This window comes from Streptomyces sp. NBC_00083 (genome assembly GCF_026343295.1).
In the GTDB taxonomy this organism is placed as follows: domain Bacteria; phylum Actinomycetota; class Actinomycetes; order Streptomycetales; family Streptomycetaceae; genus Streptomyces.
This window is the reverse complement of sequence record NZ_JAPELY010000001.1, coordinates 1719160-1744163: the sequence shown is the minus strand read 5'-3', so window position 1 is coordinate 1744163 and position 25004 is coordinate 1719160. Positions and strand designations below refer to the sequence as shown.

Genomic DNA, 25004 nt, shown 5'->3' with positions numbered 1-25004 from the left:
CACAAACGGGCGCCTACGATAGGCCCCATGCCGAAAGTGACCCGCGCCGATGTGACCGCAGCGGCCCGCAATCCGCTTCTCTTCATCGCGGAGCGTTGGACCGCCTCCCCCGCGATCGTGCGGCGCGCGGCCCTCGCCGCCCTCGTCATGGCCGTCGCCATCGTGGTGACCGGCGGCGCGGTCCGGCTCACCGGCTCGGGGCTCGGCTGCCCCACCTGGCCCAAGTGCACCGCCGACAGCCTCACCGCCACCAGCGAGATGGGCTTCCGCGGGGCCATCGAGTTCACCAACCGCATGCTCACCTACGTGCTGTGTGCCGCGGTCGGCTGGGCCATCATCGCGGCCCGCTCCGCGAAGCCCTGGCGGCGCCCGCTGACCCGGCTCGGCTGGGTGCAGTTCTGGGTGGTCATGGGCAACGCGATCCTCGGCGGCATCGTCGTCCTGGTCGGCCTCAACCCCTATACGGTGGCCGCCCACTTCCTGCTCTCCAGCGCGCTCATCGCGGTCGCCGTCGTCACCTGGCAGCGCACCCAGGAGGGCGACGGCGCGCCAAGGCCCTTGGTGGGCAAGGCGGTTGCCCAGCTGACCTGGCTCCTGGTGGGCGCGTCGGCCGCGCTCATCGCGGTCGGCACGGTCGTCACCGGCACCGGCCGCCACCCCGGCGACTCCAAGGACGTGCCGCGCATCCCGCTCGACTGGACGATGATCACGCAGCTGCACGCGGACCTCGCCTGGATCGTCGTGGCGCTCTCCGTCGCCCTGTGGTTCGTCCTCAAGGCGGTCGACGCGCCCCCCGGGCCGCGCGCCCGTGCCCGCGATCTGTTCCTGGTGCTGATGGGTCAGGGCGTCATCGGGTACGTCCAGTACTTCCTCAAGACGCCCGAGATCCTGGTGGGCCTGCACATGCTGGGCTCGTGCCTGGTGTGGATCGCCGTGCTGCGCGTACTGCTCTCGCTGCGCGAGCGGCCGGAGCTCACGGCCGATGTCCCGGCCCAGGCCGACTCCGCGCTGAGCCACGCCTGACCGTCCGGAGCCCCGCGTCCCCGTACCGGGGGTCCTCTCCGCGTCACCCCTGAACGCCCGCCCCCGCGCGGGCGTTCAGGGCTGCGCCGGGTCCGGCAGTCCGTAGACCCGCCGCGCGTTGCCCGCCGCGATCATCCCCGCCACCCGCTGCGCGTCCGCGCGCGACCACGCGCCCTCGCCGACCCAGTCGCCGAGGACCCGGCCGAGCGCCTCCGCGAACAGCCGCGCGCCCACCACGTGCAGCTCGGGCAGCCCGCACGCCCCGCTGGAGTAGAGCAGTTTCCCGAACGGGGCCAGCTCCAGGATTTCCGCCAGGACGGCGGCGGCGCGGGCGCCGGTGCGCACCAGGGCGGGCCCGACATCCGCGTACACATGCGGGTGGAGACCGGCCAGATGCGCGGCCTGGCGGTGGTACGGATAGCCGTGGAGCAGCACCAGGTCGGTGCCGAGCCCGGCCGTCGCGTCCGCGAATCCGGCGAGCGGCATCGGGTCGGCCATGCCCACCTGGAGCTGGAGCGGGCGGCCGCAGGCGACGGCGCTCCACAGCAGGTGGCGCAGGAGGACGGGGTCGTCGAGGCGGTCGTGTTTGCGGCGGCCCGCGAGCCACCGTCCGGCCGCGCCGCGCACCTCCCCCGGGCCCGGCGGCTCCGGGTCGAGGCCTTCGCGTACGCCGGCGACCGAGGCGAAGGCGATGGCCGAGTGCGCCGCGGTGTGCACGGCCTCGGCGAGGTTGGCGAGGAAGGACTCGACGGTCCCCGAGGTGTCGGCGACCTGCTCCGCGAGGAGTTCGAGGCGGACGATCTCATGGGCGTCTGCGGCGCCCGCCGCGGCGATCTCGTGCGGCGCGGTGAGGTCGCCGGGCAGCCCGGTGTCCACCAGATAGGTGGAGACTCCCGAGCCCCTCAGCAGGCGTCTGCCCGACTCCAGTACGCCGAGCTCGCGGCGGCGGGCCAGATAGCGGGCCGGAGGGCAGTGCGGTTCGAGGCCGAGGAGCGGGGGGCACCAGCGGCGTACCGCGAAGCCGGTCTGGGTGTCGAAGAAGGTGGTGCCGGGCGCGGGGAGCGTCCCGGTGCGGCCGAGCGCCGTCTCGAAGGTGCCGAGGCCGAGTTCGGTGCGCAGGATGCCGTGGCAGTACTGGTCCACCAGGGTCGGGGTGTCGATCATCCGGGGCTCCCTGGGGTGGACGCGCTTGTACCCCTCCTAACGGGTGAGCCCCGGATCGGTATTGATCGGCTGCCGCTCAGCTGTTCTTCGGACCGCCGAGCTGGATGCCGGCCATGCGGCTCCACTCGTACGGGCCGGTCTTCACCTTGGCGGCGAACTCCCCGTCGAAGTCCTCGTGGACGGTGATCCCGGACTTCTCGACGGCGCTCAGCGCGACGGCGCGGGTGGGGGCCACCAGGTCGCCCCAGCCGCCGTCCTCGCCGACCAGGACGATGCGGGCGCCCTTCTGGCCGATGTACGCGATCTGGCCCTCGGCGCCGCCGTGTTCCTTGGCGAAGGAGCCGATCTGGCGGGCCAGCCTGGCCGCGTGCCGTTCGGCCTTCGCGGCCTGCTTCTCGTCAACCTGGGTGTCTGCCATGCCGCGATGCTACTAGCGGGTAGTTCCGGGAGCGAGAAGAGGGGCCAGTGGCTTGCGCCACTGGCCCCTCCTGGTGCGTATGCGGGGGTCAGCGCAGGAACGGGTCCACCGCGACGGCCACGAACAGCAGCGACACGTAGGTGATGGACCAGTGGAAGAGGCGCATCTCCTTCAGCTTGGTGCCGGTCGCCTCGTGCTTGGCACGGGACTGGAGCGCGTGCGCCTCCCACAGCCACCAGCCGCCGGAGACGACGGCGACCACCGTGTAGAACCAGCCCGTGTAGCCGAGCGGGGTCAGCAGCAGCGAGACGGCGACCATCACCCAGCTGTAGAGCACGATCTGACGGGCCACGACCTTGTTGGAGGCGACCACCGGCAGCATCGGCACGCCGACCCGGGCGTAGTCCTCCCTGACCTTCATGGACAGCGGCCAGTAGTGCGGCGGCGTCCAGAAGAACATGACGAGGAACAGGATGATCGGCGCCCACGACATCGAATCGGTGACCGAGGACCAGCCGATGAGCACCGGCAGGCAGCCCGCGATGCCGCCCCACACGATGTTCTGCGAGGTCCGGCGCTTGAGGATCATCGTGTACACGACGACGTAGAAGAGCAGCGCGCCGAGCGACAGGGCGGCCGAGAGCCAGTTGACGAGCAGCCCGAACCACAGCGTCGAGAAGACGGCGAGCGAGATGCCGAAGACCAGGCACTCACGCGGCGAGACCATGCCCGTCACCAGCGGACGCTGGGAGGTTCGGTCCATCAGCGCGTCGATGTCGCGGTCGATGTACATGTTCAGGGCGTTTGCGCCGCCCGCCGAGAGGTACCCGCCCAGTGTGGTGGCGAAGACCAGCCACAGTGGGGGAACGCCCTGCTCGGCCAGGAACATCACCGGAATGGTGGTGATGAGGAGCAGTTCGATGATCCGTGGCTTGGTCAGCGCCACGAAGGCCTTGACGCGGGCCCCGAATGGCCGATGGCCCCCCGGGCTGGGAGTCAAGACGACCCCTGCGGGTCGGGACTCGACGGCCGTCACGCACACCCCTGACAGAGAATTCCCAGCAAGTCCCCGGTAATCCGGGACGTTCCCGGACGTGAAGGCCCGGTAAAGACTTGCGCGTACCACGCCACTCTAGACGTTGCCCATACGCCGCCATCCCCGGGGGTGGGGTCGTGTTGGGGATGGTTCGTCGGGAGGCGGATTTCGCCGGTCCCCGGCACCCTGGACGTGTCCGTCTCAACGTGCAGTCAGTCGAAAAAATGAGCGTTCCTGCGGGGGTAGGCTCGACAACGCCCGGTGCGCCCTCAGTCACCGGGATACGACATGTGGAGAGGAGCCCTGACTCAGGGTGAGCACCAAGCCGACCACCACAGACCTCCAGTGGACCGAGCTGGACCAGCGGGCCGTAGACACCGGCCGCGTACTGGCCGCGGATGCCGTACAGAAGGTCGGCAACGGCCATCCAGGTACGGCGATGAGCCTGTCGCCGGCCGCGTACACCCTCTTCCAGAAGGTGATGCGGCACGACCCGGCGGACGCCGACTGGGTGGGCCGCGACCGTTTCGTCCTTTCCGCGGGCCACTCGTCCCTGACTCTCTACATCCAGCTGTACCTGGCCGGGTTCGGCCTGGAGCTGGATGACCTCAAGGCGTTCCGGACCTGGGGCTCGAAGACCCCCGGCCACCCGGAGTACGGCCACACCACCGGCGTGGAGACGACGACGGGCCCGCTGGGCCAGGGTGTCGCCAACGCGGTGGGCATGGCGATGGCCGCCCGCTACGAGCGCGGCCTGTTCGACCCGGAGGCCGCCCCCGGCACCTCCCCGTTCGACCACTTCGTCTTCGCGATCGCCGGTGACGGCTGCCTCCAGGAGGGCATCTCCTCCGAGGCGTCCTCCCTCGCCGGTCACCAGCAGCTCGGCAACCTGGTCCTGCTGTGGGACGACAACCACATCTCGATCGAGGGCGACACCGAGACCGCCGTCTCCGAGGACACCGTCAAGCGGTACGAGGCCTACGGCTGGCACGTCCAGCGCGTCGCGCCCAAGCCCGACGGCGACCTCGACCCGGAGGCGCTGTACGACGCGATCGAGGCCGCTAAGGCGGTCACCGACCGGCCGTCGTTCATCGCGATGCGCTCGATCATCGCCTGGCCCGCCCCGAACGCGCAGAACACCGAGGCCGCGCACGGCTCGGCGCTCGGCGACGACGAGGTGGCCGCCACCAAGCGCGTCCTCGGCTTCGACCCGGAGAAGTCCTTCTTCGTGGCCGACGAGGTCCTGGCGCACACCCGCGAGGCTCTTGACCGCGGCCGTGAGGCCAAGGCCGAGTGGGAGAAGACCTTCGCCGCCTGGCGCACCGCCAACCCGGAGCGCGCCGCCGAGTTCGACCGCATCAACGCGGGCGAGCTGCCCGAGGGCTGGGAGTCGCACCTCCCCGTCTTCGAGACCGGCAAGGCCGTCGCGACGCGCGCCGCCTCCGGCAAGGTCCTCCAGGCGCTCGGCGCGGTCATGCCCGAGCTGTGGGGCGGCTCCGCCGACCTCGCCGGCTCGAACAACACGACCATCGACAAGACGTCGTCGTTCCTGCCGGCCGGCAACCCGCTGCCCGAGGCCGACCCGTACGGCCGCACCGTGCACTTCGGCATCCGCGAGCACTCCATGGCCGCGGAGATGAACGGCATCGCGCTGCACGGCCACACCCGCATCTACGGCGGCACCTTCCTGGTGTTCTCCGACTACATGCGCAACGCCGTGCGTCTGTCCGCGCTGATGCACCTGCCGGTCACGTACGTGTGGACGCACGACTCGGTCGGTCTGGGCGAGGACGGTCCCACGCACCAGCCGGTCGAGCACCTCGCCTCGCTGCGCGCGATCCCCGGCCTCAACGTGGTCCGCCCCGCGGACGCCAACGAGACCGCCATCGCCTGGCGCGAGATCCTCCGGCGCTACACCAAGGTGTACGGCAAGGGGGCCCCGCACGGCCTCGTGCTGACCCGCCAGGGCGTGCCGACGTACGAGGTGAACGAGGACGCCGCCAAGGGCGGTTACGTCCTCCTGGACGCCGAAGGGCCCTCCGGGCAGAAGACCGACGCGCAGGTCGTGCTCATCGGCACCGGCTCCGAGGTCCAGCTCGCCGTCGGCGCGCGGGAGCAGCTCCAGGCGGCCGGCATCCCGACCCGTGTGGTCTCGATGCCGTGCGTGGAGTGGTTCGAGGCGCAGGACCAGGCGTACCGGGACAGCGTGCTGCCGCCGTCGGTCAGGGCGCGGGTCGCGGTCGAGGCCGGTATCGGTCTGACCTGGCACCGCTTCGTGGGCGACGCGGGCCGCATCGTCTCGCTGGAGCACTTCGGCGCTTCGGCGGACGGCAAGGTCCTGTTCAAGGAGTTCGGCTTCACTGCCGACCACGTGGCCGCCGCCGCCCGGGAATCCATCGACGCCGCCAAGCGCTGACGCCGGTATACGAACTAGTAGGAGATGCATTTCTCATGACAGACGCACTCAAGCGCCTCTCCGACGAAGGCGTCGCGATCTGGCTCGACGACCTGTCGCGCAAGCGGATCACGTCCGGCAACCTGGCCGAGCTGATCGACCAGTCGCACGTGGTCGGTGTCACCACCAACCCGTCGATCTTCCAGAAGGCGATCAGCCAGGGTGACGGCTACGACACCCAGTTGACCGACCTCGCGGCCCGCAAGGTGACCGTCGAAGAGGCCATCCGCATGATCACGACGGCTGACGTGAGGGACGCCGCCGACATCCTGCGCCCGGTCTTCGACGCCACCGAGGGCCAGGACGGCCGGGTGTCCATCGAGGTCGACCCGCGCCTGGCGCACAACACCCGGGCGACGGTCGCCGAGGCCAAGCAGCTGGCGTGGCTGGTGGACCGGCCGAACACGCTCATCAAGATCCCGGCCACCAAGGCGGGTCTGCCGGCGATCGCCGAGACCATCGGTCTCGGCATCAGCGTCAACGTCACGCTGATCTTCTCGCTCGAGCGCTACCGCGAGGTCATGGACGCCTACCTCTCCGGCCTGGAGAAGGCCAAGGAGCGCGGCCTCGACCTGTCGAAGATCCACTCGGTGGCGTCCTTCTTCGTGTCCCGTGTGGACACCGAGATCGACAAGCGGATCGACGCGCTCGGCACCGACGAGGCCAAGGCCGCCCGCGGCAAGGCCGGTCTCGCCAACGCGCGCCTCGCCTACCAGGCGTACGAGGAGGTCTTCTCCTCCGACCGCTGGGCCGCGCTGGACAAGGCGCACGCCAACAAGCAGCGCCCGCTGTGGGCCTCGACGGGCGTCAAGGACAAGGCGTACAAGGACACCCTGTACGTGGACGACCTGGTGGCACCCAACACGGTCAACACCATGCCGGAAGCCACCATGGAGGCGACCGCCGACCACGGGCAGATCACCGGCGACACGGTGACCGGCACGTACGAGCAGTCCCGCGCGGAACTCGACGCCGTCGAGAAGCTGGGGATCTCCTACGACGAGGTCGTGCAGCTCCTCGAGGACGAGGGCGTCGAGAAGTTCGAAGGCGCCTGGAACGACCTGCTCAAGTCCACCGAGGCGGAGCTCAAGCGCCTCGCACCCTCGGAGGCGTAAATCTTGTCAAGCAGCAATCCGCTGCGTGACGCCGCAGACCGACGGCTCCCGCGCATCGCGGGGCCGTCGGGCCTGGTGATCTTCGGCGTCACGGGCGATTTGTCCCGTAAAAAGTTGATGCCCGCTGTCTACGACCTCGCCAACCGGGGTCTGCTGCCGCCGGGCTTCTCCCTGATCGGCTTCGCCCGCCGCGAGTGGCAGGACGAGGACTTCGCTCAGGAGGTCCACGACGCGGTGAAGGCGCACGCCCGTACGCCGTTCCGCGAGGAGGTCTGGCAGCAGCTCATCCAGGGGATGCGCTTCGTCCAGGGCGACTTCGACGACGACGACGCGTTCGAGACCCTGAAGTCCACGATCCAGGAGCTCGACAAGGCGCAGGGCACGGGCGGCAACTTCGCCTTCTACCTGTCGGTGCCGCCGAAGTTCTTCCCCAAGGTCGTCCAGCAGCTCAAGAAGCACGGGCTCGCCGACCAGAAGAACGGCTCCTGGCGCCGCGCGGTCATCGAGAAGCCGTTCGGCCACGACCTGGTCTCCGCGGAGGAGCTCAACCAGGTCGTGCACGAGGTCTTCCCGCCCAACGAGGTCTTCCGGATCGACCACTACCTGGGCAAGGAGACCGTTCAGAACATCCTGGCCCTGCGGTTCGCGAACACCATGTTCGAGCCGCTGTGGAACCGCTCCTACGTCGACCACGTGCAGATCACGATGGCCGAGGACATCGGCATCGGCGGCCGGGCCGGCTACTACGACGGCATCGGCGCGGCCCGTGACGTCATCCAGAACCACCTGATGCAGCTGATGGCGCTGACCGCGATGGAGGAGCCCGCCTCCTTCGACGCGGACGCGCTCGCGGCGGAGAAGACCAAGGTCCTCGGCGCCGTGCGGCTGCCCAAGGACCTCGGCAAGTCCACCGTGCGCGGTCAGTACGCGGCCGGGTGGCAGGGCGGCGAGAAGGCCGTCGGCTACCTCCAGGAAGACGGCATCGACCCCAAGTCGAAGACCGACACCTACGCCGCGATCAAGCTGGAGATCGACAACCGCCGCTGGGCGGGCGTGCCGTTCTACCTGCGCACCGGCAAGCGGCTCGGCCGGCGGGTCACCGAGATCGCGGTGGTCTTCCAGCGCGCTCCGCACTCCCCCTTCGACCACACCGCCACGGAGGAGCTGGGCCAGAACGCCCTGGTCATCCGGGTGCAGCCGGACGAGGGCGTGACGGTGCGCTTCGGTTCCAAGGTGCCGGGCACCTCGATGGAGGTCCGGGACGTCTCCATGGACTTCGCCTATGGCGAGTCCTTCACGGAGTCGAGCCCCGAGGCCTACGAGCGCCTCATCCTGGACGTCCTCCTGGGCGACTCCAACCTCTTCCCTCGTGTGGAGGAGGTCGAGCTGTCCTGGAAGATCCTCGACCCGATCGAGCAGTACTGGGACGCACACGGCAAGCCCGCCCAGTACCCCTCGGGGACCTGGGGTCCCGACGAGGCGGACGAAATGCTCGCACGAGACGGACGGAGCTGGCGTCGGCCATGAAGATCGACCTTACGGACACCACGTCCAGCAAGATCAACAAGGCGCTCGTGCAGGGCCGCAGGGCCGTGGGCACCCCCGCGGTCGGCATGGTGCTCACCCTCGTGATCGTCACCGACGAGGAGAACGCGTACGACGCCCTGCGGGCGGCGGGCGAGGCCTCGCGCGAGCACCCCTCGCGCACGCTCGTCGTCATCAAGCGCGTCTCGCGTTCGCCCCGCGACCGCACCGCCTCCCGCCTCGACGCCGAGGTGCGGGTCGGCGCGGACGCCGGCACCGGCGAGACGGTGATGCTGCGGATGTACGGCGAGGTGCTCAACCACGCCCAGTCCGTGGTGCTCCCGCTGCTGCTCCCGGACGCGCCGGTCGTCGTCTGGTGGCCGGTGAACGCGCCGATCGACCCGGCGCAGGACCCGCTGGGCGCGCTCGCCCAGCGCCGGGTGACCGACACCTACGCGGCCGAGCAGCCCATCCAGGAGCTGACCGCCCGCGCCGAGGCGTACACCCCCGGCGACACCGACCTGTCGTGGACCCGCATCACGCCCTGGCGCTCGATGCTGGCCGCGGCCCTCGACCAGGTGGCCTGCAAGGTCATCGGTGCCGAGGTGGAGGGCGAGGAGTTCAACCCGAGCTGCGAACTGCTCGGGATGTGGCTCGCCGACCGGCTCGACGTGCCGGTCAGGCGCTCCCTGTCGCAGGGCCCCGGCCTCACCGCCGTACGCCTGGAGACGGACTGCGGCCCGATCGTCCTGGACCGCGCGGACGGCTCGCTCGCCACGCTGTCCATGCAGGGCCAGCCCGACCGCGCGGTGGCCCTCAAGCGCCGTGAGACCTCCGAACTCATCGCGGAGGAGCTGCGCCGCCTCGACCCGGACGACACCTACGCGTCCGCGTTGAAGTACGGCGTCGACAAGCTCGGCGAGGGCGTCGAGGAGAAGACCGCGCAGGCCGGCAAGGACGGCGCGGACGGAACCGACGGCGCCCAGGCCAAGGCCGCTCCGGCGAAGAAGGCGGCGCCGGCCAAGAAGGCAGCGGCGAAGTGAGCACGCCGCAGCTGGTCGTCCACCGCGACAAGGAGCTGATGGCCGAGGCCGCGGCGGCCCGGCTCATCACCAAGGTCGTGGACGCCCAGGCGGCCCGCGGTTCGGCGTCGCTGGTCCTCACCGGCGGCCGCAACGGCAACGGGCTGCTGGCGGCGCTCGCCTCCTCGCCGGCCCGGGACGCGATCGACTGGTCGCGGCTCGACCTGTGGTGGGGCGACGAGCGGTTCCTGCCCGAGGGCGACCCCGAGCGCAACTACACGCAGGCGCGCGCGGCGCTGCTCGACGCGGTGCCGCTCGACCCTAAGCGGGTCCACGCGATGCCGGCTTCGGGCGGGGTCTTCGGCGACGACGCGGACGCGGCGGCAGCCGCCTACGCGGCGGAGCTCGCGGAGGCGTCCGGCCCCGAGGACCACGGCCCGGTGCCGACGTTCGACGTGCTGATGCTGGGTGTCGGGCCCGACACCCATGTGGCGTCGCTCTTCCCGGAGTTGCCCGCGGTGCGGGAGACCGAGCGGATGGTGGTCGGGGTGCACGGCGCGCCCAAGCCGCCGCCCGTCCGGGTCTCGCTCACCCTCCCGGCGATCCGCTCGGCCCGCGAGGTCTGGCTGCTCGCGGCCGGCGAGGACAAGGCGCACGCGGCGCGGATAGCCCTGTCGGGCGCGGGTGAGGTGCAGGCTCCGGCCGCGGGCGCCTACGGCCGTGCCCGCACCCTGTGGCTCCTGGACGCGGCCGCCGCGTCCGAGCTGCCGCGGTCGCTGTACCCCCCGGCGTCCGCCTAGACGCCACGGGCGAACGGCCCGGTCCTCCCCTTCGGGGGCGGGCCGGGCCGTTCGTCGTCACGGGTGCCTCAGCGGCTCAACAGGCCGTGGGGTCTCAACGCGCCGTCGGGCTCAACGGCCGCGCAGGGAGCGGTACTTGGCGACGAGCGCCTTGCTGGACCCGTCGAGGCCCGGTACATCGGCGCCCTCGGTCAGGGCGGGCTCGACGCGCTTGGCGAGGACCTTGCCGAGCTCCACGCCCCACTGGTCGAAGGAGTCGATGTTCCAGATGGCGCCCTGTACGAACACCTTGTGCTCGTACAGCGCGATCAGCTGGCCGAGGACCGAGGGGGTCAGCTCCTTGGCCAGGATCGTGGTGGTGGGGTGGTTGCCCTGGAACGTCTTGTGCGGCACGAGCTCCTCGGCCACGCCCTCGGCGCGCACCTCGTCGGGCGTCTTGCCGAAGGCGAGGGCCTGCGTCTGGGCGAAGAAGTTGGCCATCAGGAGGTCGTGCTGGGCGACCAGGCCCGGCAGCAGGTCGGCGACCGGCTCGGCGAAGCCGATGAAGTCGGCCGGGATGACCTTGGTGCCCTGGTGGATCAACTGGTAGTACGCGTGCTGCCCGTTGGTGCCCGGGGTGCCCCACACGACCGGTCCGGTCTGCCAGTCGACCCGGTTGCCGTCGCGGTCCACGGACTTGCCGTTGGACTCCATGTCCAGCTGCTGGAGGTAGGCGGTGAACTTCGACAGGTAGTGCGAGTACGGCAGCACCGCGTGCGACTGCGCGTCGAAGAACGCCCCGTACCAGACCCCCAACAGGCCCATGATCAACGGCACGTTGGACTCGGCGGGCGCGGTGCGGAAGTGCTCGTCGACCAGGTGGAAGCCGTCCAGCATCTCGCGGAACCGGTCCGCGCCGATGGCGATCATCAGCGAGAGGCCGATGGCCGAGTCGAAGGAGTAGCGCCCGCCGACCCAGTCCCAGAAGCCGAACATGTTGGCCGTGTCGATGCCGAAGTCGGCGACCTTCTCGGCGTTGGTCGACAGCGCCACGAAGTGCTTGGCGACGGCATCCTGACCGGCCTTCAGCTCGGTGAGCAGCCAGTTGCGGGCCGAGGTGGCGTTGGTGATGGTCTCGATGGTGGTGAACGTCTTGGACGCGATGATGAACAGCGTCTCGGCGGCGTCCAGGTCGCGGACCGCCTCGTGGAGGTCGGCGCCGTCCACGTTGGAGACGAAACGGACCGTCAGTTCCCGGTCGGCGAACGACTTCAGGGCCTCGTACGCCATCGCCGGACCGAGGTCGGAGCCGCCGATGCCGATGTTGACGACGTTCTTGATGCGCTTGCCGGTGTGGCCGGTCCACTCCCCGGAGCGGATCTTCCCGGAGAACGCGGCCATCTTGTCGAGCACCTCGTGGACGCCCGGCACGACGTTCTCGCCGTCGACCTCGATCACGGCGTCGCGCGGGGCGCGCAGCGCGGTGTGCAGCACCGCGCGGTCCTCGGTGACGTTGATCTTCTCGCCGCGGAACATGGCGTCCCGCAGCCCGGCGACGTCGGTGGCGGCGGCCAGTTCGCGCAGGAGCGCGAGGGTCTCGTCGGTCACGAGGTGCTTGGAGTAGTCGAGGTGGAGGTCGCCGACCGCCAGGGTGTATGCGGTGCCCCGGCCGGGCTCGGCGGCGAACAGCTCACGCAGATGGGTGTCGCCCAACTGCTCCCGGTGCTTGCCCAGTGCGGTCCACTCGGGCATCTGGTTGAGCCTGGTACGGCTTCCTGCGTTCATCTCCGGCATCAGCCCACTTCTTCTCGTACTTGCGTACCTTGCCCCGCTGCCCCTCCAACCTAATTGATCAGGCGGCGCGGGCAGGAATCATCGCGGCGGCGTCGGCCGGGAAGAAGGCCGGAAGTGGCCGGCGGAGAAGGGCCGGGAGAAATCGGGAGGAACGCGGAAGCCGGCGGGCGGGCGCTCAGGGCCGGATCCCGGCGCCGCGGGCGGCCCCGGATGCACCGAAGGGCCCTGCGGATGAACCGAGTTCACCCAGTGGGCCCTTCATCCGTCAGATCTCGCCGCGGAGCTTGGCGAGCGCCTCCGCGAGGATCGCCTCGCCGTCCGCGTCGCTGCGCCGTTCCCTCACGTACGCCAGGTGGGTCTTGTACGGCTCCGTGCGTGGCGGGTCCGGCGGGTTGTCCCGGTCCTGTCCCGCGGGGAATCCGCAGCGCGGGCAGTCCCACGTCTCCGGAACCTGTGCGTCACTGGCGAAGCTCGGCTGCGTCTCGTGCCCGTTCGAGCACCAGAAGGAGATGCGGAGGCGCGGCGCGGACTCGCCGCGCTCGGCCTCCCCCATCGGCCCCGCTCCGACCCGGCTTCCCCGGATCGCGTTGCCACTTGCCACGGTCGTAACTCCCTGCGTGATGGTGCTCGAAGATGCCCCAGTCTACGTAAGGCCCAACGCGCGTCCAGCGATTGGAGTTACACCCCTCCCCCGAAACGCCGAACGACAGCGGCTTACTTGAGCTTCATCAGCAGACCAAGTACGACAATGCACGCGAACCACAACAGACCGATCACGATGGTGATGCGGTCGAGATTGCGCTCGGCGACCGAGGAGCCACCGACGGAGGACTGCATGCCACCGCCGAACATGTCGGAGAGGCCGCCACCCTTCCCCTTGTGCATCAGCACCAGCAGCATCAGCAGCAGGCTGAAGACGATCAGGGCAATCGAGAACCCGACAATCACGGCTGGACCAACTTCCTAGGACTGATATGGCGACGGGGGCCGGGGGGACATTCCACAATCCCTGTCCCGGCCCCCGCAAGGGTACGACGGATCCGCGCTACCGCATACTTACTGGTCGCGGAAGCGGACGATCTTGACGAACTCCTCGGAGTCCAGCGCGGCGCCGCCGACCAGGGCGCCGTCCACGTCCGGCTGGGCCATGATCGCGGCCACGTTCCCGGACTTCACCGAGCCGCCGTACTGGATGCGCACCTTGTCGGCGAGCTCCTGCGAGTACAGCTCCGCCAGGCGCGCGCGGATCGCTCCGCACACCTCCTGGGCGTCCTCGGGCGTGGCGACCTCGCCGGTGCCGATCGCCCAGACCGGCTCGTACGCGATCACGACGGACTCGGCCTGCTCGGCTGGCACGTCCTTGAGGCCGCCGTCGAGCTGGGCCAGGGTGTACGCGACCTGCTCGCCGGCCTTGCGGACGTCGAGGCCCTCGCCGATGCACAGGATCGGGGTCAGACCGTGCTTGTAGGCGGCCTTCACCTTGGCGTTGCAGATCTCGTCGGTCTCGTTGTGGTACTGACGGCGCTCGGAGTGGCCGACCGCGACATAGGCGCACTTCAGCTTGGCCAGCATCGGGCCCGAGATCTCGCCGGTGTAGGCACCGGAGTCGTGCGCCGAGATGTCCTGGGCGCCGTACTTGATCTTGAGCTTGTCGCCGTCGACCAGGGTCTGCACGGAGCGCAGGTCGACGAAGGGCGCCAGGACGGCGACCTCGACCGCGTCGTAGTCCTTGTCGGCGAGGGCGAAGGCGAGCTTCTGGACGTGCGCGATGGCCTCAAGGTGGTTGAGGTTCATCTTCCAGTTGCCCGCCATCAGCGGGGTACGGGTGCTCACGGGTGTTCAGTCCTCCAGTGCGGCGAGGCCGGGGAGCGTCTTGCCCTCGAGGTATTCGAGGGAGGCGCCGCCGCCGGTCGAGATGTGGCCGAAGGCATTCTCGTCGAAGCCCAGGTTACGGACGGCCGCGGCGGAGTCGCCGCCGCCGACCACGGTGAAGCCGTCGCAGTTGAGCAGGGCCCGCGCGACGGCCGAGGTGCCGCCGGCGTAGTCGGGGTGCTCGGCGACGCCGACCGGACCGTTCCAGAAGACGGTCTCGGCGTCGGCGATCTTCGAGGCGAACAGCTCGCGGGACTCGGGGCCGATGTCGAGGCCCTCCTGGTCCGCGGGGATCTTGTCCGCGTCGACGGTCTGGAAGTCGGCCGGCGCCTTGGTCTTCAGGTCGGGGAAGTCCTTGGAGACCAGCACGTCGACCGGCAGGACCAGCTCGACGCCGTTCTTCTCGGCGCGCTCCATGTACTCCGTGACGACCGGGATCTGGTCCTCCTGAAGGAGGCTGATGCCGACCTCGTACCCCTTGGCCTTGAGGAAGGTGTACGCCATGCCGCCGCCGATCAGGATGCGGTCGGCCTTGCCGAGCAGCTCGTCGATGACGGCGAGCTTGTCGGAGACCTTGGCGCCGCCGAGCACGACGGTGTAGGGGCGCTTGACGTCCTCGGTCAGCTTCTTGAGCACGCCGACCTCGGTGGCGATGAGGTAGCCGGCGTAGTGCGGAAGGCGCGCCGGGAGGTCGAAGACGGAGGCGTGTTTGCGGTGCACCGCGCCGAAGCCGTCACCGACGTACACGTCGGCGAGGGCGGCGAGCTGGTCGGCGAAGGCGCCGCGCTCGGCGTCGTCCTTGGCCGTCTCACCGGCGTTGAAGCGCAGGTTCTCGACGACGGCGACCTGGCCCGGCTGCAGCCCGTCCACCGCGTCGTGGGCGGCCGGGCCCACGGTGTCCTGGGCGAACGCGACCGGCGCGCCCAGGAGTTCGCCGAGCCGCTCGGCGGCGGGGAGCAGCGAGAACTGCGGGTCCGGGGCGCCCTTGGGGCGGCCCAGGTGCGAGGCCACGACGACCTTGGCACCGGCGGCGACGAGCGCCTGGACGGTCGGCAGCACCGCGCGGATGCGGCCGTCGTCGGTGATGCTGCCCTCGGCCAGCGGCACGTTGAGGTCGGCGCGGACGAAGACCCGCTTGCCTTCGACCCCTTCGGCGAGAAGTTCGTCGATCGTCTTCATAGGGGAGTGACTCCTTGCGAGGTACGGGACCAACGGTCTGGACAGGCGACAGGGCCCGTACAGCGCCTCATTGCGCTGCCCGAGCCCTGTAGCTCACATCAGGTGTCTACCGTACCGAGGTCAGAGCTGGCCGCCGACGAAGACGGTCAGGTCGACGAGGCGGTTGGAGTAGCCCCACTCGTTGTCGTACCAGCCGAGGATCTTCACCGTCTTGCCCTCCTGGACCATGGTCAGGGAGGAGTCGAAGGTGCAGGAGGCCGGGTCGCCCACGATGTCCGAGGACACGATCGGGTCCTCGGTGTAGTAAAGGATGTTCTTCAGGTCGCCGTCGCCCGCGGCCTTCTTGAACGCGGCGTTGACCTCGTCCTTGGTGACCTCGCGCTGCAGCTCGACGACCAGGTCGGTGGCCGAACCGGTCGGGACGGGCACGCGCATCGCGATGCCGTCGAGCTTGCCCTTGAGCTGCGGCAGGACCAGAGCGGTGGCCTTGGCGGCACCGGTCGTGGTCGGAATGATGTTCTCGGCGGCGGCGCGGGCGCGGCGCAGGTCCGAGTGCGGGAAGTCCAGGATGCGCTGGTCGTTGGTGTACGCGTGGACCGTCGTCATCAGACCCTTGACGATGCCGAAGTTCTCGTCGAGGACCTTGGCCATCGGCGCCACGCAGTTGGTGGTGCAGGAGGCGTTGGAGATGACGTGGTGGCTGGCCGCGTCGTACTTGTCCTGGTTGACGCCCATCACGATGGTGATGTCCTCGTCCTTGGCCGGAGCCGAGATGAGGACCTTCTTCGCGCCGCCCGCGATGTGCTTCTCGGCGTCGGCCTTCTTGGTGAAGATGCCGGTCGACTCGATGACGATGTCGACGCCCAGCTGACCCCAGGGGATGTCGGCCGGGTTGCGCTCGGAGAGCACCTTGATGGTGTGGCCGTCGACCGTGATGGTGTCGGCGGTGTGGGTGACCTCGGCCTTGAGGCGACCCAGGATGGTGTCGTACTTCAGGAGGTGGGCAGTGGTCGCGGTGTCACCAAGGTCGTTGACAGCCACGATCTCGATGTCTGCACCCTGCTCAAGCAGCGCCCGGAAGTAGTTGCGCCCGATGCGGCCGAAGCCGTTGATGCCTACGCGGATCGTCACGAACCGATCTCCTCGTTAGGTACGCCGGGTACTCGACGCCGGCGAGTTGTATGGGATGTCCCCGACCGCTTACGACCCTACCTCCCCGGGGCCCGCGAAGTGACATCCGAGCGCCCGAATGGTTCCGAAATCACGCCCGGACCGGCCCGGAGGCCCGTATCCGACCGCGATACGGGCCTCCGGGGACCTTCGGCCCCACTACACGGTGTCAGCGGTGGAGTGCGCTGAGTGCTTTTCCGACGACCTGTTTGCGGCCGGCGGCGGTGCTGACGTTCTCCAGGCCGAAGCCGAGGAGGACGGTGGAGCGGGTGGTGACGGCCGCCGAGGAGTGGAAGAGCGCCTGCGAGCGGGCCCAGTCCCCGCTGTTGCCGGGGCTGCCGGCCGGCGCTCCGGGCACGCTCCAGGGCCCGAGCGAGGTCTCGAAGCCCTCGGCGCCCTGGGGCGCGGCGCCGATGACGAGGCGGGTGTCGTCGACGAAGGCGCCGAGTCCGCCGGTGCCCGGATCGGACACGTAGGCGACGGCGACCTCGACCTGCTTGCCCGCGTAGGCGGCGAGGTCGACGGAGACCTGCTGCCAGCCGTCGGAGGAGCCGGTGAAGCGGTTCCAGGCGCCGCTGGTGCCCGATGCCGTGCAGGCCGGCGAGCCGGGCGTGAGGTAGTGCGTCAGGAAGGGGTGCTCCTGGAGGAGGAAGCCCTGCTCGCACTGGCTGGGCACGCTGGTGGTGCTGCCCCCGTTGAGGTCGGGCAGCGTCGTCCAGTCGTCCTGGCCGACGGTGTGCGCCTCGACGATGACCTGGTCGTAGCCGGGCTCGGTGTCGTAGCTGAGCTGGAAGTCCAGGCTCGGCTTCTGGGAGGCCGTGGTTCCCGTCAGGTCGACGGTGCGCGCGAGCCGCATGTACGCGTCGTCCCGGTGCTGGGCCGCGGCGAACCAGGAACCCTCGGCGGGCTCGAAGGGCGTGCGCACCCCGGGGTAGTCACCGGCGGAGGCACTCGCGAACTGCGGGAACTGCGCCGGCTTCAGGGTGTCGGAGGTGACGGTGTACGCACCGGCCGCGGTCAGCGGGCTGCCCGGCGCGGCGGCCAGCGGGGCCGCGGCTCCGGCGAGCGCGCCGGATCCGGCGAAGGCGGGCGGGGACTTGAGCCCGGCCTTGTTGTAGGCACCGAGGTAGTACTGCGAGAAGTCGTCGGAGAGCGCGCCCCCGCCGAGGTCGACGCTGCCGCCGGCCTGCTGACCTGCGTTGATCAGCTTGCCGCCCTCGTTGACGAAGTCGCGTACGGCGAACGTGGTGGCCGCCGTCGGCGCCGATGACGGGTCGCTGCCGGTGTACCAGAGGACGTTCTTGAAGTGGCTGAGCACGCCGAGTGCGCTCGGGGTGCCCTGGGTCGCCACGTCCCAGACGGCCGCCTTCCTGCCGTTGTCGGCGAGCGCCTTGGTGTAGAGCGCGGTGTTCTTGGCGGGCGTGGTGCCGCTCTCGTCGGCGAGGACCAGGGTGTCGCCCTGGGGCCGGGCGGCCACGGTGTACGTGAAGGGGGTGCTGGAGGTGGCCTTGCCCGCGGCGGTCCTGCCGGTGAACCACACCTCGACCTTGGCGCCGGCGTCGGCGCCCTCGACCTTGGCGCGGTACTGGTCGAAGCGGATGTTGTCCTCGCCGCCGAAGACGTCGCCGCCCTTCCAGGGCTTGAGCTCCTCGGTCTGCCTGCGTCCGCCGTCGACGCGGTAGTTGAGGGTCTTGTCGCGTACCGACTTGCGGACGGTGACGGCGACCTGCTGGTCCCCGCCGCGTGCGTACGAGGTCGCGAAGGTGTCCGGCGTGAAGTCGGGGGCGGCGATGCCGACCGACGAGGAGGGCTGGTCGGGGTGGGCCGAGGTCTCGGCGACGGAGAGGGCGAAGGGGATGTTCTTCTCGAACTCGCCCTGGATCAGCTTCTCGCTGTCGGGGAAGTTGAAGTCGGAGGGGCAATCCGCCGCGTTCCACGCGTCGTTCGGGTCCACGTTCGAGGCCGTGGTGCACGTCGACATCTCGGGGGTGAACATCATCGTGCCGTTGACGTTGGCCGCGTGGCCGTCGGCCTCACCGTTGGTGGTGTAGAGCGCGGAGGAGACCTCCGAGAGGTAGCCGGGGATGGCCGGCTTGTCGGGGGTGCCCGCCAGCGACTTGTAGATCACGTCGTCGGGGGTGGGGGTCGCGACCTGCCAGCCCACCCCGTACAGCAGCAGTTCGGCCGCGGAGTGGTAGTTGATCGCGTAGTTGAAGCCGACCCGCTTCTCGAAGGAGTCGAGCGCCTTGGTCTCGGGCTCGCTGCCCGCGCTCGGGCCGCGGTAGGTCTCGTTCGAGGGGTCGGCGGACGAACCCTCGTTGTCGTAGCCCCACTTGTAGGGGAAGTTGCGGTTCGGGTCGACGCCGTCGACCGAGGTGATTTTGCCGTCGCCGTTGTTGTCGCGGAGGTTCTTGCGCCACAGCCGGTTGCCGGGCGTGAAGGTGTAGTCGTAGCCGTCCGGGTTGGCCGAGAGCACGAACCACAGCTCGGTGGAGTCCACGATCTTGGTGATCCGCGGGTCCTTGCCGTAGTTGTCGAGGTAGTAGTGCATCAGCCGCCGGGTCATCTCCGGGGTGATCCACTCCCGGGCGTGCTGGTTGGACATGTAGAGCGTGGCGGGCTTGGAGCCGTCCTTGGACTTGGCGGCGCCCTTGGTCAGCTTGAGGGCGAGGATGTCCTGGCCGTCGACGGTCTTGCCGATCGACTCGACCTTGGTGAGCGACGGGTTGGCCTTGCCGGTGTCGAGGATCTCCTGCTTCAGGCCGTTCGGGCCGCTGTAGGGGCGGAACACGCCGTCGCCCGCGGCCTTGAGGTGGTTCTGGGTCCCCGCGGAGACCTTGCGCTCGGACAGGTCGACGCCCTTGCCGCGCAACGCGGCGGCCTGGGACTTCGTGAGGTAGAGCTCGACTCCGGCCGAGCCCTTGGCGGGCAGCCGGGCGCCCAGTTCCTGGGCGTCGGCGCCGGCCTCCAGGAGCAGCGGCAGTTGTGCGCGGCTGACCTGGGCGTTCCAGACGACGATGCCCTCGCCGTCCGCTCCGCCCTGCCGGGCCTGTGCGGCGGGTGCCGCCATCAGGCCGGCCGTCAGCAGTGATGCAGCGGCGAGGATCGCTCTCGCTCTGCGTCTCATGAGCCCCCCTAGCTGGTGTGTGCCACGGAAGTGGACAGACGCCAGGCTCATGACACTTCATGATCATGTCAATACCGCCGAGGGCCGCGGACGGCCGGTCCCGGAACGGAACCGGCGCCCACCAAGTGGGCGCCGGACGGGGCGAGTTGAGGAACGGGGTGCGGTACGGGGGTGCGGTACGGGCCGGACTCAGCCGACCAGGCCGTCCGCCATCTCCTCGGTCAAGTTGGACTCCGTGCCGGGGATGCCCAGGTCCTGGGCCCGCTTGTCGGCCATCGCCAGCAGGCGCCTGATCCGGCCCGCGACCGCGTCCTTGGTCAGCGGCGGGTCGGCGAGCGCGCCCAGCTCCTCCAGGGAGGCCTGCTTGTGCTCCATGCGCAGCCGGCCGGCTGCCGCCAGGTGCTCGGGCACCTCGTCCGCCAGGATCTCCAGGGCGCGCTGCACCCGGGCCCCCGCGGCGACGGCGGCCCGCGCCGAACGGCGCAGGTTGGCGTCGTCGAAGTTGGCGAGGCGGTTGGCGGTGGCGCGGACCTCGCGGCGCATCCGCCGCTCCTCCCAGGCCAGCACCGACTCGTGCGCGCCGAGCCGGGTGAGCAGGGCGCCGATCGCGTCGCCGTCACGGACGACCACCCGGTCCACACCGCGGACCTCGCGTGCCTTGGCCGCGATCTGGAGCCGTCGTGCGGCGCCGACCAGGGCGAGGGCCGCCTCCGGGCCCGGACAGGTCACCTCAAGGGACGAGGAGCGGCCCGGCTCGGTCAGCGAGCCGTGCGCCAGGAACGCGCCGCGCCAGGCGGCCTCGGCGTCACAGGTGGCCCCCGAGACCACCTGGGGCGGCAGGCCGCGGATGGGGCGGCCCCGCCCGTCGACGAGCCCGGTCTGACGGGCCAGCTGGTCGCCGCCCGCCACGACCCGCACGACGAACCGCGAGCCTCTGCGCAGGCCGCCGGGGGCCATCACGATCAGCTCGGAGCTGTGCCCGAAGATCTCCAGAATGTCCCGCTTGAGCCGGCGCGCCGCCATCGCGGTGTCCAGCTCCGCCTCGATCACAATGCGGCCGCTCACCAGGTGCAGCCCGCCCGCGAATCGAAGAATCGCCGAGACCTCCGCCTTCCTGCAGCAGGTCCGGGTGACGGGCAGCCGGGAAATCTCGTCCTTCACCGCCGGCGTCATCGCCATGGGCCGATCCTTCCATGCATCCGAAAAATACGGTCGTACGCGGCGGCCAACAGCTCCGGATCGTGCTTCGGAGAACCATCGGGCCTGGCCACGGGCGCCAGCTCGACCTCGGCTCCGAGCCGTTTCGCGGCTTCGGTCAGGCTCCCCCGGTCGGGCACGGCGGCCACATCGGCCAGCACCACGTCGAAGGCGAGTTTAGGGGCGTGTCGTCCCAAAACCTCCAAATGACGCTGCGGTGAGAACCCATCGGTTTCACCCGGTTGTGGCGCGAGGTTCAGCGAGAGGACCTTGCGGGCCTTGGTCTCGGTGAGCGCGTCGAGCAGTTCCGGCACCATCAGGTGGGGGATGACGGAGGAGAACCAGGAGCCGGGACCGAGCACCACCCAGTCCGCGTCGAGCACCGCGGCGACCGCTTCGGGGACGGCCGGCGGGTCGTGCGGGACCAGCTGCACCGAGAGCACCTCGCCCGGCGTGAGCGCCACCGTGGCCTGGCCGCGCACGGTGTCCACGTCCTCGGGGCGCTCCGGGTCGTGCCCCCGTACGAGGGCTTCGAGCTCCAGCGGGACCGCTGACATCGGAAGGACCCGGCCCTGCGCGCCGAGCAGCTTGCCGACCAGGTCGAGGGCCTGCACATGGTCGCCGAGCTGCTCCCACAGCGCGACGATCAGCAGATTGCCCACGGCGTGCTCGTGCAGCTCGCCCTTGGACTGGAAGCGGTGCTGGATGACCCGGGACCACGTCTGGCCCCAGTCGTCGTCGCCGCACAGCGCGGCCAGCGCCTTGCGCAGGTCGCCGGGGGGCAGCACGCCCAGCTCGTCGCGGAGCCGGCCGCTGGAGCCGCCGTCGTCGGCGACGGTGACGACGGCCGTGAGATCGCCCGTGATGCGGCGCAGCGCGGCGAGCGAGGCCGAGAGGCCCATGCCGCCGCCGAGGGCGACGACCTTGGGCTGGGCGCCCCGCTTGCGGCCGGTGCGGAGCCCCGGCCCTACGGTGCGCCGGCGGTACACCTTCACTCGCGCCCCATGTCCCGGTGGACGACGACGGTCTCGATCCCCTCGGTGGCGAGGCGGGCGGCGAGCTTCTCGGACATGGCCACCGAGCGGTGCTTGCCGCCGGTGCAGCCCACCGCGATCGTCACGTACCGCTTGCCCTCGCGGCGGTAGCCCGCCGCGATCAGCTGGAGCAGCTCGCTGTACTGGTCGAGGAACTCCTTGGCACCGGGCTGGTTGAAGACGTAGCCCGACACCTCCTCGTTGAGGCCGGTGAAGGGACGCAGCTCCGGAACCCAGTGCGGGTTGGGCAGGAAGCGGCAGTCGACCACCAGGTCGGCGTCGACCGGCAGGCCGTACTTGTAGCCGAACGACATGACGGTGGCGCGCAGCTCCGGCTCCTCGTCGCCGGCGAACTGGGCGTCCATCTTGGCGCGCAGCTCGTGGACGTTGAGGCTGGAGGTGTCGATCACCAGGTCGGCGTCGCCGCGCAGCTCGCGCAGGAGGTCGCGCTCGGCGGCGATGCCGTCGACGATCCGGCCGTCGCCCTGGAGCGGGTGCGGGCGGCGCACCGACTCGAAGCGGCGCACCAGGGCGTCGTCGGAGGACTCCAGGAAGACGATGCGCCGGGTGACCTCCTTCGCGTCGAGGTCGGCGAGCGACTCGCGCAGGTTGTCGAAGAACCGGCGGCCGCGCACGTCGACGACGACGGCGATGCGCGCCACGTTGCCCTGGGAACGGGCGCCGAGCTCCACCATGGTGGGGATCAGCGCGGGCGGCAGGTTGTCGACGACGAACCAGCCGAGGTCCTCCAGGCACTTGGCGGCGGTGCTGCGCCCCGCGCCGGACATACCGGAGATGATCACCAGCTCGGGGATGGGCGCATCGGCCCCGCCGGCCTCGATCGTCGTGCCCGTACTCACGTCTACTCCTGCTTCTCGGTCTTCTTCGTTCTGCTCAGTCATGTCGTGCTGCCCCCGTCGTCCTCTTCCATGATCTCTCCTGTCGCGGTGTTCACGGCGGGCGCCGCCGGGGCGGCCTGCGCGAGGAACGCGGCAACGGTCTCGGCCGTCTTGCGGCCTATGCCGGGAACCTCGCAGATCTCGTCGATTGTCGCCGACCGGAGCCTCTTCACCGAGCCGAAGTGCTTGATCAGAGCATGCTTGCGGGTGTCGCCGAGGCCCGGCACGGCGTCCAGGGGGCCCGCCTTGAAGCGCTTGGTCCGTTTGGCCCGCTGGTAGGTGATGGCGAAGCGGTGGGCCTCGTCACGCACCCGCTGGAGGAGGTAGAGCCCCTCGCTGGAGCGGGGCAGCACCACGGGGTCGTCCTCGCCGGGCACCCAGACCTCTTCGAGGCGCTTGGCCAGCCCGCACACCGCGATGTCGTCGATGCCCAGCTCGTCCAGGGCCCGCCTGGCGGCGGCGACCTGCGGCTGCCCGCCGTCGACGACGAGGAGCTGCGGCGGATACGCGAACCGCTTGGGCCGGCCGTCCTCGTCCTGCAGCGCGGACACCTCGCCGGAGAGGGGAGCCGGGCCGGACAGCTGCTCGACCGGGTCGCCGGGCTGCTCGGCGACCGGCGTGTCGGCCCCGGGCAGCACCGCCGTCTGCGCCGCCCCCTCCGCTTCTTCCTCCTCGACCCACTCCCCCGTACGGGCCTGCTCGGCGAGGTAGCGCTTGAAGCGGCGGGTGATCACCTCGTGCATGGACCGGACGTCGTCCTGGCCCTCGAAGCCCTTGATCTGGAAGCGCCGGTATTCACTCTTGCGGGCCAGGCCGTCCTCGAAGACGACCATCGAGGCCACCACGTCGTCGCCCTGGAGGTGCGAGATGTCGAAGCACTCGATGCGCAGCGGCGCGCTGTCGAGCTCCAGGGCGGCGGCGATCTCCTCCAGCGCGCGCGAGCGCGTGGTCAGGTCGGACGCGCGCTTGGTCTTGTGCAGCATGAGGGCCTGCTGGGCGTTGCGCGCGACCGTCTCCATCAGGGCCTTCTTGTCGCCGCGCTGCGGGATGCGCAGCGAGACGCCGGAGCCGCGCCGGCCGGCGAGCCAGCCGCTCACCGCGTCCGCGTCCTCGGGGAGCGCCGGGACCAGCACCTCCTTCGGTACGGAGTCGCCGGTCTCCTCCCCGTACAGCTGCTGGAGCGCGTGCTCGACCAGGCCCGCGGTGTCGACCGCCTCGACCTTGTCGGTGACCCAGCCGCGCTGGCCGCGGACCCGGCCGCCGCGCACGTGGAAGATCTGGACGGCCGCCTCCAGCTCGTCCTCGGCGACCGCGATCAGGTCGGCGTCGGTGGCGTCGTTGAAGACGATCGCGTTCTTCTCCAGCGCCTTCCTGAGCGCGCCCAGGTCGTCACGGAGCCGGGCCGCGCGCTCGTACTCCATGTCCTCGGCCGCGACCATCATGTCCTGCTCGACGCGGCGCAGGTACGCGCCGGTGCGGCCGGTCATGAAGTCGCAGAAGTCCTCCGCCAGTTCGCGGTGTTCCTCGGGCGTGACGCGGCCGACGCAGGGCGCGGCGCACTTGCCGATGTAGCCCAGCAGACAGGGGCGGCCGATCTGCGCCGACCGCTTGAACACACCGGCCGAGCAGGTGCGTACGGGGAAGACGCGCAGGAGCAGGTCGACGGTCTCGCGGATCGCCCATGCCTGGCCGTACGGCCCGAAGTAGCGCACGCCCTTCTTCTTGGCGCCGCGCATGACCTGGACGCGCGGGAACTCCTCGTTCATCGTCACCGCGAGGTACGGATAGCTCTTGTCGTCGCGGTACTTGACGTTGAAGCGGGGGTCGAACTCCTTGATCCAGGAGTATTCGAGCTGGAGCGCCTCGACTTCGGTGGCGACGACGGTCCACTCCACGGAGGCGGCCGTGGTCACCATCGTGGCCGTGCGGGGGTGCAGACTCGTCAACGGCTGGAAGTAGTTGGCGAGCCGCTGGCGCAGGGACTTCGCCTTCCCGACGTAGATCACCCGGCGGTGGTCGTCGCGGAATTTATAGACCCCCGGCGAGTCGGGGATCTGTCCCGGCTTGGGGCGGTAGGTGGAGGGGTCTGCCATGGCCCCCACCCTACTGTCGCCCACCGACAACCCCGAGCGCCCCGTGACTCCGCCCCGGGCCCTCAAACGCCGGGCGGGCCGAGGTGGGCCCGCACTGGGCATG

The 25004-nt window shown here is 70.3% G+C and carries 20 protein-coding genes; 6 read left to right on the top strand and 14 right to left on the bottom strand.

The genetic code is table 11. The features are described from left to right. Positions 1-18 precede the first annotated feature (18 nt). Positions 19-1023 (top strand): heme A synthase, encoded by a 1005-nt coding sequence (locus OOJ98_RS07555; RefSeq protein ID WP_267055556.1) that lies wholly within the window; start codon positions 19-21, stop codon positions 1021-1023. 75 nt (positions 1024-1098) lie between these two features. Here the strand turns inward: OOJ98_RS07555 and OOJ98_RS07550 are convergent, their stop codons facing one another. The 3 genes from OOJ98_RS07550 to OOJ98_RS07540 all read right to left on the bottom strand — a co-directional run bounded on the left by OOJ98_RS07550 (position 1099) and on the right by OOJ98_RS07540 (position 3647). Next, positions 1099-2187: an amidohydrolase gene (locus OOJ98_RS07550; protein ID WP_267053839.1), complete on the bottom strand. Its 1089-nt coding sequence runs from the start codon at positions 2185-2187 to the stop codon at positions 1099-1101. A 76-nt stretch (positions 2188-2263) separates the two neighbouring features. Next, positions 2264-2605: a hypothetical protein gene (locus tag OOJ98_RS07545; RefSeq protein ID WP_267053838.1), complete on the bottom strand. Its 342-nt coding sequence runs from the start codon at positions 2603-2605 to the stop codon at positions 2264-2266. Positions 2606-2693: 88 nt separating this feature from the next. Next, entirely contained in the window at positions 2694-3647 is a 954-nt protein-coding gene (locus tag OOJ98_RS07540) for a heme o synthase (RefSeq protein ID WP_267053837.1), read from the bottom strand. Positions 3648-3954: 307 nt separating this feature from the next. On the opposite strand from OOJ98_RS07540, the gene tkt reads away from it, so the two are divergent. Genes tkt through pgl form a run of 5 tightly spaced genes read left to right on the top strand, consistent with a single transcriptional unit; the run spans position 3955 to position 10557 of the window. After that, positions 3955-6057 carry a transketolase gene (gene tkt / locus OOJ98_RS07535; protein ID WP_267053836.1) on the top strand — a complete coding sequence of 701 codons (2103 nt, stop codon included), beginning with the start codon at positions 3955-3957 and terminating at the stop codon, positions 6055-6057. A 35-nt stretch (positions 6058-6092) separates the two neighbouring features. Beyond that, positions 6093-7211: a transaldolase gene (tal, locus tag OOJ98_RS07530; RefSeq protein WP_267053835.1), complete on the top strand. Its 1119-nt coding sequence runs from the start codon at positions 6093-6095 to the stop codon at positions 7209-7211. A 3-nt stretch (positions 7212-7214) separates the two neighbouring features. Beyond that, positions 7215-8738, top strand: a complete 1524-nt coding sequence (zwf, locus tag OOJ98_RS07525) for a glucose-6-phosphate dehydrogenase (protein ID WP_267053834.1) — start codon at positions 7215-7217, stop codon at positions 8736-8738. After that, the gene (gene opcA, locus OOJ98_RS07520) at positions 8735-9778 is read left to right on the top strand and encodes a glucose-6-phosphate dehydrogenase assembly protein OpcA (protein WP_267053833.1); all 1044 of its coding nucleotides are present in this window, start codon (positions 8735-8737) and stop codon (positions 9776-9778) included. Before zwf ends, opcA begins: the two co-directional genes overlap by 4 nt. Then, complete coding sequence (gene pgl / locus OOJ98_RS07515) at positions 9775-10557, top strand: 6-phosphogluconolactonase (protein ID WP_267053832.1); 783 nt, start codon at positions 9775-9777, stop codon at positions 10555-10557. Before opcA ends, pgl begins: the two co-directional genes overlap by 4 nt. Before the next feature lie 111 nt (positions 10558-10668). Here pgl and pgi read toward each other — a convergent pair whose 3' ends face one another. The 11 genes from pgi to uvrC all read right to left on the bottom strand — a co-directional run bounded on the left by pgi (position 10669) and on the right by uvrC (position 24901). Then, the gene (gene pgi / locus OOJ98_RS07510; RefSeq protein WP_267055555.1) at positions 10669-12321 is read right to left on the bottom strand and encodes a glucose-6-phosphate isomerase; all 1653 of its coding nucleotides are present in this window, start codon (positions 12319-12321) and stop codon (positions 10669-10671) included. 274 nt (positions 12322-12595) lie between these two features. Then, positions 12596-12931, bottom strand: coding sequence for an RNA polymerase-binding protein RbpA (locus tag OOJ98_RS07505; protein ID WP_003976875.1), 336 nt, complete (start codon positions 12929-12931; stop codon positions 12596-12598). A gap of 113 nt (positions 12932-13044) precedes the next feature. After that, entirely contained in the window at positions 13045-13278 is a 234-nt protein-coding gene (gene secG, locus OOJ98_RS07500; protein ID WP_261711188.1) for a preprotein translocase subunit SecG, read from the bottom strand. A 108-nt stretch (positions 13279-13386) separates the two neighbouring features. After that, a complete protein-coding gene (tpiA, locus tag OOJ98_RS07495; RefSeq protein WP_267053831.1) occupies positions 13387-14163 on the bottom strand; it encodes a triose-phosphate isomerase in 777 nt (258 codons plus the stop codon). 6 nt (positions 14164-14169) lie between these two features. After that, positions 14170-15381 carry a phosphoglycerate kinase gene (gene pgk / locus OOJ98_RS07490; protein WP_267053830.1) on the bottom strand — a complete coding sequence of 404 codons (1212 nt, stop codon included), beginning with the start codon at positions 15379-15381 and terminating at the stop codon, positions 14170-14172. Between the two features lie 120 nt (positions 15382-15501). Next, on the bottom strand, positions 15502-16512 hold the full coding sequence (gene gap / locus OOJ98_RS07485; protein ID WP_267053829.1) for a type I glyceraldehyde-3-phosphate dehydrogenase: 1011 nt from the start codon (positions 16510-16512) through the stop codon (positions 15502-15504). A gap of 208 nt (positions 16513-16720) precedes the next feature. Continuing rightward, entirely contained in the window at positions 16721-19678 is a 2958-nt protein-coding gene (locus OOJ98_RS07480; RefSeq protein ID WP_267053828.1) for a M14 family metallopeptidase, read from the bottom strand. A gap of 189 nt (positions 19679-19867) precedes the next feature. Beyond that, positions 19868-20857 (bottom strand): DNA-binding protein WhiA, encoded by a 990-nt coding sequence (gene whiA / locus OOJ98_RS07475; protein ID WP_120724474.1) that lies wholly within the window; start codon positions 20855-20857, stop codon positions 19868-19870. Continuing rightward, positions 20848-21870: a uridine diphosphate-N-acetylglucosamine-binding protein YvcK gene (gene yvcK / locus OOJ98_RS07470; RefSeq protein WP_267053827.1), complete on the bottom strand. Its 1023-nt coding sequence runs from the start codon at positions 21868-21870 to the stop codon at positions 20848-20850. The genes whiA and yvcK overlap by 10 nt, the downstream gene beginning before the upstream one ends. Then, the gene (gene rapZ, locus OOJ98_RS07465; protein WP_267053826.1) at positions 21867-22811 is read right to left on the bottom strand and encodes an RNase adapter RapZ; all 945 of its coding nucleotides are present in this window, start codon (positions 22809-22811) and stop codon (positions 21867-21869) included. The genes yvcK and rapZ overlap by 4 nt, the downstream gene beginning before the upstream one ends. Further along, positions 22808-24901 (bottom strand): excinuclease ABC subunit UvrC, encoded by a 2094-nt coding sequence (gene uvrC / locus OOJ98_RS07460; protein WP_267053825.1) that lies wholly within the window; start codon positions 24899-24901, stop codon positions 22808-22810. Before uvrC ends, rapZ begins: the two co-directional genes overlap by 4 nt. Positions 24902-25004 lie beyond the last annotated feature (103 nt).